The 12171-nt window shown below is 69.1% G+C and carries 12 protein-coding genes; 3 read left to right on the forward strand and 9 right to left on the reverse strand.

The genetic code is table 11. The features are described from left to right. Nucleotides 1-99: 99 nt before the first annotated feature. From clpX to ACWDOP_RS35260, 5 genes are all read right to left on the reverse strand, one after another. Nucleotides 100-1380: an ATP-dependent Clp protease ATP-binding subunit ClpX gene (clpX, locus tag ACWDOP_RS35240; RefSeq protein ID WP_354986514.1), complete on the reverse strand. Its 1281-nt coding sequence runs from the start codon at nt 1378-1380 to the stop codon at nt 100-102. A 281-nt stretch (nt 1381-1661) separates the two neighbouring features. Continuing rightward, nucleotides 1662-2330 (reverse strand): ATP-dependent Clp protease proteolytic subunit, encoded by a 669-nt coding sequence (locus ACWDOP_RS35245; protein WP_454209087.1) that lies wholly within the window; start codon nt 2328-2330, stop codon nt 1662-1664. A gap of 33 nt (nt 2331-2363) precedes the next feature. Next, nucleotides 2364-2948 carry an ATP-dependent Clp protease proteolytic subunit gene (locus tag ACWDOP_RS35250; protein ID WP_454209088.1) on the reverse strand — a complete coding sequence of 195 codons (585 nt, stop codon included), beginning with the start codon at nt 2946-2948 and terminating at the stop codon, nt 2364-2366. A gap of 238 nt (nt 2949-3186) precedes the next feature. Further along, nucleotides 3187-4590: a trigger factor gene (gene tig / locus ACWDOP_RS35255; protein WP_454209089.1), complete on the reverse strand. Its 1404-nt coding sequence runs from the start codon at nt 4588-4590 to the stop codon at nt 3187-3189. A 161-nt stretch (nt 4591-4751) separates the two neighbouring features. Next, nucleotides 4752-5324 (reverse strand): FKBP-type peptidyl-prolyl cis-trans isomerase, encoded by a 573-nt coding sequence (locus ACWDOP_RS35260; protein WP_456348530.1) that lies wholly within the window; start codon nt 5322-5324, stop codon nt 4752-4754. A gap of 201 nt (nt 5325-5525) precedes the next feature. Here ACWDOP_RS35260 and ACWDOP_RS35265 point away from each other — a divergent pair, with 201 nt between their 5' ends. Together ACWDOP_RS35265 and ACWDOP_RS35270 are read left to right on the forward strand one after the other, a co-directional pair. Beyond that, nucleotides 5526-6998, forward strand: a complete 1473-nt coding sequence (locus ACWDOP_RS35265) for a 3' terminal RNA ribose 2'-O-methyltransferase Hen1 (protein ID WP_456348531.1) — start codon at nt 5526-5528, stop codon at nt 6996-6998. Continuing rightward, entirely contained in the window at nt 6998-9583 is a 2586-nt protein-coding gene (locus tag ACWDOP_RS35270; RefSeq protein WP_456348532.1) for a polynucleotide kinase-phosphatase, read from the forward strand. The genes ACWDOP_RS35265 and ACWDOP_RS35270 overlap by 1 nt, the downstream gene beginning before the upstream one ends. Before the next feature lie 44 nt (nt 9584-9627). Here ACWDOP_RS35270 and ACWDOP_RS35275 read toward each other — a convergent pair whose 3' ends face one another. Continuing rightward, nucleotides 9628-10107: an NUDIX domain-containing protein gene (locus tag ACWDOP_RS35275; protein WP_456348533.1), complete on the reverse strand. Its 480-nt coding sequence runs from the start codon at nt 10105-10107 to the stop codon at nt 9628-9630. Nucleotides 10108-10319: 212 nt separating this feature from the next. Here ACWDOP_RS35275 and ACWDOP_RS35280 point away from each other — a divergent pair, with 212 nt between their 5' ends. After that, nucleotides 10320-11135 carry a hypothetical protein gene (locus tag ACWDOP_RS35280; protein ID WP_456348534.1) on the forward strand — a complete coding sequence of 272 codons (816 nt, stop codon included), beginning with the start codon at nt 10320-10322 and terminating at the stop codon, nt 11133-11135. A 40-nt stretch (nt 11136-11175) separates the two neighbouring features. Here ACWDOP_RS35280 and ACWDOP_RS35285 read toward each other — a convergent pair whose 3' ends face one another. Genes ACWDOP_RS35285 through ACWDOP_RS35295 form a run of 3 tightly spaced genes read right to left on the reverse strand, consistent with a single transcriptional unit; the run spans nt 11176 to nt 12148 of the window. Continuing rightward, nucleotides 11176-11670 carry a sensor histidine kinase gene (locus ACWDOP_RS35285; RefSeq protein WP_456348535.1) on the reverse strand — a complete coding sequence of 165 codons (495 nt, stop codon included), beginning with the start codon at nt 11668-11670 and terminating at the stop codon, nt 11176-11178. Then, on the reverse strand, nt 11553-11870 hold the full coding sequence (locus ACWDOP_RS35290; RefSeq protein ID WP_456348564.1) for a GAF domain-containing protein: 318 nt from the start codon (nt 11868-11870) through the stop codon (nt 11553-11555). Before ACWDOP_RS35290 ends, ACWDOP_RS35285 begins: the two co-directional genes overlap by 118 nt. Continuing rightward, the gene (locus ACWDOP_RS35295; RefSeq protein ID WP_456348536.1) at nt 11834-12148 is read right to left on the reverse strand and encodes a hypothetical protein; all 315 of its coding nucleotides are present in this window, start codon (nt 12146-12148) and stop codon (nt 11834-11836) included. Before ACWDOP_RS35295 ends, ACWDOP_RS35290 begins: the two co-directional genes overlap by 37 nt. Between the last annotated feature and the right edge of the window lie 23 nt (nt 12149-12171).

The raw sequence follows: 12171 nt of genomic DNA on the forward strand, positions 1-12171 counted from the left end.
CAGCTGGTGCGGGCGTTCGCGTGTGCGGGACATGTCGTCCACCCATGACGACGGCGGCCCCGCGAGAATTTCTCGCGGGGCCGCCGTCGTGGGAGAACCTTACGCCGACTTCTCGCGGCGTTCCGGGGACTGGCGCTTGCGCGGCACGATCGTCGGCAGCACGTTGTCGTTCACGGTGTCGGCATTCACGACGACCTTGGCGACATCGTCGCGGCTGGGGATGTCGTACATCACCGGCAGGAGGACCTCCTCCATGATCGCGCGGAGGCCGCGGGCGCCGGTGCCGCGCAGGATGGCCTGGTCCGCAACGGCTTCGAGCGCGTCCTGGGTGAATTCCAGGTCGACGCCGTCCATTTCGAACAGGCGTACATACTGCTTGACGAGGGCGTTCTTGGGCTCGGCCAGAATGCGAACCAGGGACTCCTTGTCCAGGTTCGTGACCGAGGCGACGACCGGGAGGCGGCCGATGAACTCGGGGATCAGACCGAACTTGATGAGATCCTCGGGCATGACATCGGCGAAGTGATCGGCGGTGTCGATCTCGGCCTTCGAGCGCACCTCGGCGCCGAATCCGATGCCGCGCTTGCCGACCCGGTCCTGCACGATGCGCTCGAGGCCGGCGAAGGCGCCCGCCACGATGAACAGCACGTTCGTGGTGTCGATCTGGATGAATTCCTGATGCGGGTGCTTGCGGCCGCCCTGCGGCGGCACCGAGGCCTGGGTGCCCTCGAGAATCTTGAGCAGCGCCTGCTGCACGCCCTCGCCCGAGACGTCACGGGTGATGGACGGGTTCTCCGACTTGCGGGCGATCTTGTCGACCTCGTCGATGTAGATGATGCCCGTCTCGGCGCGCTTGACGTCGTAATCGGCGGCCTGGATCAGCTTGAGCAGGATGTTCTCGACATCCTCGCCGACGTAGCCCGCCTCGGTCAGCGCGGTGGCGTCGGCGATGGCGAACGGCACGTTCAGCATCTTGGCCAGCGTCTGCGCCAGGTAGGTCTTGCCACAGCCCGTCGGGCCGAGCATCAGGATGTTCGACTTGGCCAACTCGACCGATTCACCTCGGGAGTCGCGGCCCTTGTCGCCCGCCTGAATTCGCTTGTAGTGGTTGTAGACCGCGACCGCCAGCGTGCGCTTGGCCGAGTCCTGCCCGATCACGTACTGCTCCAGGAAGTCGCGGATCTCCGCGGGCTTCGGAAGCTCATCGAGCTTGACCTCGCTGCTTTCCGCGAGCTCCTCTTCGATGATCTCGTTGCACAGATCGATGCACTCGTCGCAGATGTACACCCCTGGTCCCGCAATGAGCTTCTTGACCTGCTTCTGGCTCTTTCCACAGAACGAGCACTTGAGCAGATCGCCGCCGTCACCGATGCGCGCCATCTCCTGGGTCCCTACTTCCTTGTCCGCGTGCAACCGTCTGTCCCCGGTCGCCGGCGAGCTGCCTTCTTAGAGCGTATGCCAACACCCCGTCGTGGCGGGTGCGGCGAATCGGCTGTTGTAACAAAAGCTGTACCGACAACCACGAGCAAAGGTCCCTAGTGTGACCGTACCCGCTTCGGTCGACCGAGGTCGACAACTTGGGCACGTTTCTCACCGGACATGTGCGTGGACTCACCCCCGCCCTGGTGACGAGGCCGCAATGACCTCGCCACCGGCACGCCTCACTTCTGGGCGCTGAGCTTGCGGTACTGGAACACCGTGTCGACGATGCCGTAGTCCTTGGCCTCTTCGGCGGTCAGGATCTTGTCACGATCGGTGTCCTTGCGGATGGTCTCCGCGTCCTTACCGGTGTGACGGGCCAGGGTGGTCTCCATGAGCCGGCGCATGCGCTCGATCTCGGCGGCCTGGATCTCCAGGTCCGAGACCTGACCCTGGATGCCGCCCGAGGTGGACGGCTGGTGGATCAGCACGCGGGCGTTCGGCAGCGCGGCGCGCTTGCCGGGGGCGCCGGCGGCCAGCAGCACCGCGGCGGCGGAAGCGGCCTGGCCCAGGCACACGGTGACGACGTCGGCGCGCACGTACTGCATCGTGTCGTAGATCGCCATCAGCGCGGTGAACGAGCCACCGGGCGAGTTGATGTACATGGTGATGTCACGGTCCGGGTCCTGCGACTCCAGCACCAGCAGCTGCGCCATGATGTCGTTCGCCGAGATGTCGTCAACCTGGTTGCCGAGGAAGATGATGCGCTCCTCGAACAACTTGTTGTACGGGTCGGAGGTCTTGACGCCGTAGGTGGTCTGCTCGGTGAACTGGGGCAGGATGTAGCGCGACTGCGGCAGCGAACCGGCAGCGGCGAAAGTGATTCCCGCGGAACGCGGATCGATCGACATATGCGTCTCCAAAGTCTGTGGGGTGGTCGGTGACTAGCTGACGCCGTCGGCCTGGCGCGCGTGCGTGATCACCTGGTCGATGAAGCCGTACTCGAGCGCCTCCGTCGGGGTGAACCAGCGGTCGCGGTCGGCGTCCTCGGTGACCTGCTCCACGGACTTGCCGGTGTGCAGCGCCTGCAGCTGATTGAGTTCGCGCTTGGTGTAGGCGAACTGCTCGGCCTGGATGGCGATATCGGAGGCCGAGCCGCCGATGCCCGCCGACGGCTGGTGCATCATGATCCGCGAGTGCGGCAGGGCGAAACGCTTGCCCTTGGCGCCGGCGGCGAGCAGGAACTGACCCATGGACGCGGCCAAACCCATACCGACCGTGCGGATGTCGCAGGGCGCGAACTGCATCGTGTCGTAGATCGCCATACCCGCGGTGACCGAACCACCCGGCGAGTTGATGTAGAGCGAGATATCGCGCTCCGAATCCTCGGCCGACAGCAGCAGGATCTGAGCGCACAGCTTGTTGGCGATGTCGTCGTCGACCTGGCTGCCCAGGAAGATGATGCGCGAGCTCAGCAGCCGCTCGTACACCGAATCACTGAGGTTCAGACCAGCAGTCGCGGATGCCATCTGCACCCCTGCCCGATTAGTTGTCACGGATACCTGCCCTCTCTCACCGGCTCGGTCCCACCAAGCCCTACTGATCACTTAGGAAGTTCCAGCGCTGACACAAACCCTAACGAAGCAGGGCGGCACCGAACTCCCGGTACCGCCCTGCTTCGCTCACAGCGCAAAACTTACGTGGCCCTCGCTCCCGCAAGTTACCCGGCCTGGGCCAGATTTACTTGCTGGGCGCTGACCTCGGTCTTTACTTGGCCTCGACCTCGACGGCCTCGGTGGCGTCGGCGACCTCGGCGAGCTCCTCGGCGGAGATCTCCTCGGCCTCGTCGGCCGGGCTGCCGAACATCTCGGCGGTGTCGACGGTCGCGCCGGTGGTGTCGGTGACGACCGCGGAGGTCACCACACCGGCCAGGGCCTTACCGCGGCGCACGTCGGCGAAGACCGCGCCGAGCTGACCGGCCTGCTGGATCTGCTGGATGAACTGATCCGGGCTCATGCCGTAGCGCTGGGCCTGGAAGATGATCCGCTCGTACAGCTCGTCCTGGCCGACCTGGGTGTTCTCGGCCTCGGCGACGGCGTCCAGCAGCAGCTGGGTCTTGACCGACTTCTCGGCCGACTCCTTGGTGTCCTTGTCGAACTCCTCGCGCGAGGAGCCCTGGGCCTCGAGGGCCTCGGCCAGCTTGGCCTCGTCGTGGTCGAAGCCGTGGACGGCGTCGTGCAGCACGGCGTCGATCTCGGCCTGGACGACCTTCTCGGGCAGCGGGATCTCGGTGGCCTCGAGCAGGGCCTCGAGGACCTTGTCGCGGATCTCGCCGGCCTGGGTGACCTTCTTGACGCGCTCGACGCGGCCCTTCAGGTCTTCCTTCAGCTCGTCGATGGTGTCGAATTCGCTTGCCAGCTGGGCGAACTCGTCATCGGCCTCGGGCAGCTCGCGCTCCTTGACCGACTGCACGGTCACGGTGATGACGGCTTCCTTGCCCGCGTGCTCGCCGGCGACGAGGTTCGAGGTGAAGTCCTTGGACTCGGTGGCCTTGAGGCCGATGAGCGCCTCGTCGAGGCCCTCGATGAGCTGGCCCGAACCGACCTCGTGCGACAGACCGGTGGTGGAGGCCTCTTCGACGTCGACGCCGTCGACGGTGGCCGACAGGTCGATGGAGACGAAGTCACCGTCGGCGATCTCGCGCTCGACGGCGGTCAGGGTGCCGAAGCGCTGACGCAGCGAGGTGAGCTGCTCCTCGATGTCCTCGTCCTTGATCTCGATCGGATCGACGGTGACGGCGATCGCGGAGAAGTCGGGGAGGGTGATCTCCGGGCGGACGTCGACCTCGGCGGTGAAGGCGAGCTCCTGGCCGTCCTCGATCTTGGTGATCTCGATCTCCGGCTGGCCGATGACCTTGGCCTCGGTGGCGATCACGGCATCGCTGTAGCGCTTGGGGAGGACGTCGTTGACGACCTGCTCCAGCACGGCGCCACGGCCGACGCGCGCTTCGATGAGCTTGGCCGGGGCCTTGCCCGGACGGAAGCCGGGGATCTTGATCTGGCCGGCCAGGGCCTTGTAGGCCTTGTCGAAGTCGGGCTTCAGCTCCTCGAAGGGCACCTCGACGTTAATCCGGACCCGGGTCGGGCTCAGCTGCTCGACGGTGCTCTTCACGGACATGCTCCTTGTTCGTAGTTCAACATTTGACGTTAGGTCCCCCCGAACGCATCCCGACCAGGGTAGTTGACCGGTTCCGGGGGCGTGTAACCGGTCGTGGCAGACGGCACCGCGACGGCTGGTGAGTCACCAGCCGCCCTGGTACAGCGGTCGAGGAGTTAGGAACCGACCTTGACGGCGTCGGTCACGAAGACCAGCGTCTCGTTCGGCTTCATGCCGCCGCGGCCGACCGCGCCGTAGCCCAGGTCCGGCGGCACGATCAGCAGTCGGCGCGCGCCCTGCTGGACGCCGACCAGACCCTGATCCCAGCCCTGGATGACCTCGCCCGCGCCGAGATTCAGGGTGAATTCCTTGCCGCGGTCGAAGGAGCTGTCCAGCTTCTTCCCGTCGGACCACGCCACGAGGGAGTAGTTCATCGACAGCGGCTGACCCGCGACCGCGCCGGGGCCCGAGCCCGCGACCAGGTCCTTGACGATGAGCTGCTTGGGCGCGTCGCAGTTGTCGGGGATGGTGATCTTCGGGTTCTCGCCGTACCCGCCGTCGACCTTGATGTCGTCGGCGGTGCACTCGCGGCCCTTGCTCGCGGGCGTCGTGGTCGCCGCGGCCGACCGCGCGGCGGTGGTCGTCGTCGGCGAATCGGCCTTGCTGTCGTCGTCGCCACCGCAGCCCGCCGCCAGCAGTACCGCGGCCGCGACCACACCGATCGCACCGATCTTGCCCACCACGCGCATTCCCGCTCCTCGCCGAGTCTCGGACCGCCGCACGGTTTGCGGCATCGGGCCGAAACCTACACGTTCGGTCGCGGCGGTGTGGTACTGCCTGCGGAGCGCGGCCGTGTCGAGCACGCGATGACCGAGGTCGGCGAACAAGGCGACATCCACCGGGGCGAAATGCGATTGCCGCGCTCCCCGGCGGTGCGGGAGCATCACCGAGTGCTTCTGACCATCACCTGTACGCGACCTGACGGCGCCGCCTGGGCGGCAGACGAACTGGGCTTTCTGCTGCACAAGAACCCCGCGCGCGTACAGGCTTTCGAGCAGTCCTACGGGGTGGCGCACGTGCTCTACCCCGAGGCGAGCGCCGAACGCTGCACCGCCGCACTGCTGCTGGAGATCGACCCGGTGCGGCTGGTGCGCGGAAAGTCCAAGGGCGCACCGGAGTTCAGTCTCGCCCAGTACGTGAACGACCGGCCGTACGCGGCGTCGTCGCTGCTGGCGGTGTCCATCGCGCAGGTCTTCGGCTCGGCCATGCACGGCCGCTGCGCGCAGCGCCCGGAACTCGCCGAGACCGCGCTGCCGCTGCGCGTGGAGCTGCCCGCCGTCCCCTGCAAGGGCGGCCCCGAGTCGGCCGAACGCGCCTTCACCCCGCTGGGCTGGACGGTGACGGCCACTCCCCTGCCCCTGGACCCGGCCTTCCCGGACTGGGGCGATGCACACTACGTGCGCCTGGAGTTGACCGGCACCCTGCGCCTGGCCGATGCCCTGGCGCACCTCTATGTCCTGCTGCCCGTCCTGGACGGCGCCAAGCACTACTTCCTCGACGACGCCGAGATCGACAAGCTGCTGCGCTTCGGCGCGGGCTGGCTCGAGTCCCACCCCGACCGCGAGTGGATCACCCGCCGCTACCTGACGCGACGCCAGTCCCTGGTCCGCGCGGCCCTGGCCCGCCTGGCGGAGCTGGACGACGCCGATCCGGAGGAGTTCGGGGCGGTCGACCCGGTTGCTGGAGCGGCGGTCGACGGCGATGCGGGCGCGGAACGCGGACCTTCGCTGGCGGTGCTGCGGCGCGCGGCCGTGCTGCGGGCGCTGCGGGCGTCCGGGGCCGGGCGGGTGCTGGACCTCGGGTGCGGCGAGGGCGCGCTGCTGCTCGAGCTGGCGGCCGCGCCGGAGTTCGGGGAGATCGTCGGGGTCGACGTCTCGGTGCGGGCGTTGAAGATCGCGGAGCGGCGGCTGCGGCGACTGCCGGAGTTCCAGGCGCGGCGGGTGAGCGTGCGGCAGGGGGCGCTGACCTATACCGACGCCGCGCTACGGGGGTACGACGCGGCCGTGCTGATGGAGGTGATCGAGCACGTGGACGAGCCTCGCCTCGGTGCGCTCGAACAGGCCGTGTTCGGGGCCGCTGCGCCGGGCGCGGTCGTGGTGACCACGCCGAACGGGGAGTACAACGCGCTGTACGAGACGCTGCCGGCGGGCGCCTTCCGGCACGCGGACCACCGATTCGAGTGGAGCCGTGCGGAATTCGCGGCGTGGGCCGGCCGGGTGTGCGAGAACCACGGCTACACGGTGCGTTTCGAGCCGGTCGGGCCGGTCGACCCCGAGCTCGGCGCGTCCACCCAGCTCGCCCTGTTCACCAAGAACACACCCGGCACGACATCGGACATCAATGAGAAGAAAGGGGCCGCGTAATGGCTGAACTGACCATCCCGGAGCTGTCGCTCGTGGTCCTGGTGGGCAGCACCGGATCCGGGAAGTCGACTTTCGCCCGCAAGCACTTTCCGGCCACCGCCGTCATCTCCTCGGACTACTGCCGCGGCGTGGTGAGCGACGACGAGAACGATCAGTCCGCGACCGACGACGCCTTCGCCCTGCTGCACCACATCGCGGGCGTCCGCCTGCGGCGCGGGCTGCGCACCGTCATCGACGCGACCAACGTGCAGACCAAGGCGCGTCAGGCCCTCATCGAACTGGCGCGGGCGCACGACGTGCTGCCGGTCGCGATCGTGCTCGACGTGCCGGACGCGGTCTGCGTGGCCCGCAACGCCGCCCGCGCCGAGCGCGCCCACCTGCCCGAGCACGTGGTGCACCGGCAGCAGCGCGAGCTGAAGCGCAGCCTGAAGTTCCTGGAGCGCGAGGGTTTCCGGCGCGTGCACGTGCTGCGCGGCGAGGCGCAGATCGACGCCGCGACCTTCACCTTCGAACGCCTGTGGAACGACAGGCGCGAGCTGACCGGACCCTTCGACATCATCGGCGACATCCACGGCTGCCGCTCCGAACTGGAGACGCTGCTGGGCGAGCTCGGCTACGAGCTCACCCGCGACGACGCCGGACGTTCGGTGGACGCCCGGCACCCGGACGGCCGGACCGCGGTCTTCGTCGGCGATCTGGTCGACCGCGGACCGGACACCCCCGGCGTGCTGCGCCTGGTCATGGGCATGGTGCGGAGCGCGAACGCGCTGTGCGTCACCGGAAATCACGAGTTCAAGCTGGTGCGCGCGCTGGACGGCCGCAAGGTCAAGGTGGCGCACGGGCTCGCGGAGTCACTGGGCCAGTTCGAGGCGCAGGACGCCGAGGATCCCGAATTCCGCAAGCGCGCACACGAATTCATGCGCGCCCTGGTCAGCCACTACGTGCTGGACGAGGGCAGGCTGGTCGTCGCGCACGCCGGTCTGAAGGAGCAGTTCCAGGGCCGCGCCTCGGGCCGGGTGCGCGAGTTCGCCATGTACGGCGAATCCACCGGGGAGACCGACGATTACGGGCTGCCTGTGCGCTATCCGTGGGCCAACGACTACCGCGGCCGGGCGACGGTGGTGTACGGGCACACCCCCGTCGCGGATCTGGTGTGGGTCAACAACACCCTGTGCCTGGACACCGGCGTCGTGTTCGGCGGCAGGCTGAGCGCGCTGCGCTACCCGGAGCGGGAGACGGTTTCGGTTGCCGCCGAACAGGTCTGGTACGAGCCGACGCGGCCGCTGCTGCCGACCTTCGCCACCGCCGAGGGCGCGGTGCACCGCGATCCCGGCGTCCTGGATCTGGACGACGTCCTGGGCCGGCGCGTGGTGGAGACCACGCACCTGGGCCGGGTCGGCGTGCAGGAGGACGCGGCGAGCGCGGCGCTCGAGGTCATGAGCCGGTTCGCGGTGGACCCGCGCTGGCTGGTGTACCTGCCGCCGACCATGTCCCCCTGCGCCACCTCGACCCGGGACGGTTACCTGGAGTATCCGGCCGAGGCGTTCGAGTACTACCGCTCCGAAGGGGTGCGCACGGTCCTGTGCGAGGAGAAGCACATGGGTTCGCGCGCGATCGTGGTGCTCGCGCGCTCGGCCGCCGCCGCCCGCGAGCGCTTCGGCGTCGAGGACGGGAGCACCGGCGCGGTGTACACCCGCACCGGACGCCCGTTCTTCGACGATGCCGCCCGGACCGAGACCCTGCTGGCCGGGGTGCGCGCCGCGGCCGAGAAGTCCGGCCTGTTCGGCGAACTCGGCTCGGACTGGGTGGTGCTGGACACCGAACTGCTGCCGTGGTCGGCCAAGGCCATGGGGCTGCTGCGCAACCAGTACGCGGCGGTCGGCGCGGCCGCGCGCGCCTCGCTCGGCGCGGCCGCGCGGGTGCTGGAGGCGGTGGGCGCGCGCGGGCTGGATGTCGCCGAACTCGGCGAGCGCACCCGGGCGCGGGAGTCGGACGCGCACGCCTTCACCGCCGCGTACGGCCGGTACTGCTGGCCGACCGCCGGGCTCGACGGCGTGCGGCTGGCGCCGTTCCAGATCCTGGCCGCGCAGCGCACGAATTACGCCGTGTGCGAGCACGATTGGCACCTGACGCACATCGACCGGCTGATCGAGGCCGATCCCGGCCTCTTCACCGCCACCCGGCGGATGCTGGTGGATCTGGACGACCCCGAGGGCGAAGCGAGCGCCACCGCGTGGTGGACCGAGATGACCGCGGCGGGCGGCGAGGGCATGGTCGTCAAGCCGGCCGGGTCGCTGGTCGCGGGCAGCGGCACCCGCAGCGGCAGGCCGGTGCAGCCGGGCGTGAAATGCCGTGGGCCCGAATACCTGCGGATCATCTACGGCCCGGAATACCTGCGGCCGGAGAACCTGACCCGGCTGCGGCAGCGCGGCCTGGGCGGCAAGCGCTCGCTCGCCCTGCGCGAGTACGCGCTCGGCCTCGAGTCGCTCGACCGCTTCGTCGCGGGCGAACCGCTGTGGCGGGTGCACGAGGCGGTGTTCGCGGTGCTCGCCCTCGAGACCGCGCCCATCGACCCGCGGCTGTAAAGCGTTGTGGGCCGGTTCGTTCCGGCCCACAACGCCGGCGCGCGTCAGGACGCGGCGACCAGCGTGGTCAGCCGTTCCAGGAACGGCCGCTGCCCCTTGCCGAGCTTGTCCAGAGCGATCTCGGGGGTGAACCACTCGGCCCGGTCGATCTCGGGGAACTCCTGGATCCGTCCCGAGCGCGGCGGCCACTCCATCTCGAACGTGCCCGGAACCACCTGCGCCGGATCGAGATCCGCCTCCACCGCCCAGATCGCGACCTGTTTGCGCCCGCGCCCGCTCCCGTACTCGACCTCGCCGAGCGGCAGCCACTCCCCGTCGGGAACGGGCAGGCCGAGCTCCTCGGTGAACTCGCGCCGCGCCGCGAGCTGGGCGCCCTCCTCGGCGGGGTCGTACTCGCCCTTGGGAATCGACCAGGCCGAGGCATCCTTGCGCGCCCACAGCGGCCCGCCCATGTGCCCGATCAGCACTTCCAGCGTGGGTGCGCGGCGGAAGAGCAGGATCCCCGCGCTGTACCTGAGACTCATTCCGGCAGTCTGCCGCCCGCGGCGGGGCCGGGTCCAGCCGGGGCCATCAGCGGGCAATATGCCAGCAAATAGAATTTCTCGGTCAAAATACGCAATTCACGCGATCTTGTTTTCTCCGGTCATTACTCCGCCGAAACTCCCTCCCGCGCTGGTCTTTCCCATTAGGCTTCCGGATTTGTTCGGCCCTTACCTGATGACGGATTGGATACCGCATGGAATTCCGCAGCGTCACCGCGGCCGCCGCCCTGACGATCGGTGCATTGACCGCTACCACCGGTGCGGCGTACGCCGAGCCGGCTGCCCCGGAGAACATCGCCTACTCGGCGAAGCTCGTGGACAAGTCGGTCGTGACCACGCTCGAGAGCGGCACGTTCGAACTCTCCAAGGCGCGCGGCGCCGACCTTGCGGCCGGTGTCACCACCCGGCTGACCGAGCGCGACGGCGTCCTGATCGCGGCCGACGGCTCGACCGTCGCGGCCGCCGACGCGGTCGACGTCCTGGACGTGAAGGATCCGCGGGGCGGCGTTCTGCTGACCCTGCCGCTGAGCTTCCGCGCCGGCGCCCTCACGATTCCGGTCACACCGCTGCTCGAGCGGAACAACACGGTGCTGTCCCTCACCGCCGACAAGCCCGCCGGGCTGGATCTGTCCGCCCCGCTGGCGGTGAAACCGGTTGCCTCGCAACTGGAGAACGATCGCGCGCTGAACGCCTTCATGACCCAGTTCGGCCTCGCCACCACCATCGGCACCTTCGTCGGCACCGCGATCGGCGCCACCATCGGCTGCATCGCCACCCTGGTCGCGGGCTGCATTCCCGGCCTCACCACGGGCGCGGCCGTCGGCGGGATCATCGGCAGCATCGCGGTCGGCGGCCCGACCCTGATCGCCGCGGGCATCGACCTGCTCAGCACCATGAACGCGCCGAGCGACACCACCAAGTGGTCGGACAGGCAGCAGATCCCCGCCGCCGAACCGCAGCCCGCGGCCCAGCCCGCCGCCCAGCCCGGCGTTTCCACGCAGCCGAACTAGCCGGGGCCACAAGCCCGGCCGGGGTGGCGGAACCGCACCCTCAGCCGGGCAACGGCACCTGCCAGAGGACGGTCGCGCCCCGACCGTCCATCCCGGGTGACAGGTCGAGTCCGCCGCCCAGCGCCCGCGCGCGCTCGGCCATATTTCGCAATCCCCCGCGATGTGCGTCGTCGCCGAGGTCATTGCCGGCGAGACCGATGCCATTGTCGGCGACCGAAATTCGCAATTCACCCATTTCGACTGATACGGCGATATCGACGCTTGTGGCGTGCGCGTGCCGGACCGTATTGGACAGCGCTTCACGCACGACCGCCAGCGCCTGCCCGGCGACATCCGCGGGCACCCCGTCGATCGGCCCCGTCTGCCCCAGCGCGGGAGCGAAACCCAGGTGTGCGGCCGCCGAGGCCACCAGTTCCGCTATCTCCCCGCGCAATCCCGCGACACCGGGCGCGGGTGACCGGATCGAGAAGATGGTCGCTCGGATGTCCGCGATCGTCTCGTCCAGCGCCGCAACGACCCGCTCGAGCCGATCCACGACCTCCGGCGCGGGGTCGAGCCGCAGTGCAGATCGCCCAGCACCCGGCCCCGGTAGCGCACCGGCACCCCGAGGAATCCGCGCAGGACCGGATGCCCGGGCGGCCAGCCCTCGAACGCCGGGTGCGCGGCGACATCGTCCAGCCGCACCGGGCGCTCCCCGGTCAGCACCACTCCCAGCACCCCGCGCCCCGGGGCCAGCCGGGCATGGCGGCGACGGTGTCCGCGTCCATTCCGACCTGAATGAACTCCGCCAGTGCGCGGTCCCCAGGGCCGCCGTCGGGGTCCAGCAGACCCAGGGCACCGAAGTCGGCGTTCACCAATCGGGTGGCCGCCGCCGTCAATTGGCTCAGCACCACGGCCACGTCCAGGTCCGAGACCACGGCGTACACGGCTTCGACCAGATCGTGCAGGCGCTCGCGCGGTGCGGACAAACCACGCAATTCATCCGGAACCCCACCCCACGGATCGGTCGGCATAACGAGAGGTTACTCACTGGCTA

The sequence above is a fragment of the Nocardia sp. NPDC003693 genome, assembly GCF_053981095.1.

Excerpts from the sequence above, each read along its gene's own strand:
- clpX (WP_354986514.1), bottom strand. The coding sequence starts at position 1,380 with ATGGCGCGCATCGGTGACGGCGGCGATCTGCTCAAGTGCTCGTTCTGT.
- ACWDOP_RS35245 (WP_454209087.1), bottom strand. The coding sequence starts at position 2,330 with ATGTCGATCGATCCGCGTTCCGCGGGAATCACTTTCGCCGCTGCCGGT.
- ACWDOP_RS35250 (WP_454209088.1), bottom strand. The coding sequence starts at position 2,948 with ATGGCATCCGCGACTGCTGGTCTGAACCTCAGTGATTCGGTGTACGAG.
- ACWDOP_RS35260 (WP_456348530.1), bottom strand. The coding sequence starts at position 5,324 with ATGCGCGTGGTGGGCAAGATCGGTGCGATCGGTGTGGTCGCGGCCGCG.
- ACWDOP_RS35270 (WP_456348532.1), top strand. The coding sequence starts at position 6,998 with ATGGCTGAACTGACCATCCCGGAGCTGTCGCTCGTGGTCCTGGTGGGC.
- ACWDOP_RS35275 (WP_456348533.1), bottom strand. The coding sequence starts at position 10,107 with ATGAGTCTCAGGTACAGCGCGGGGATCCTGCTCTTCCGCCGCGCACCC.
- ACWDOP_RS35280 (WP_456348534.1), top strand. The coding sequence starts at position 10,320 with ATGGAATTCCGCAGCGTCACCGCGGCCGCCGCCCTGACGATCGGTGCA.
- ACWDOP_RS35295 (WP_456348536.1), bottom strand. The coding sequence starts at position 12,148 with ATGCCGACCGATCCGTGGGGTGGGGTTCCGGATGAATTGCGTGGTTTG.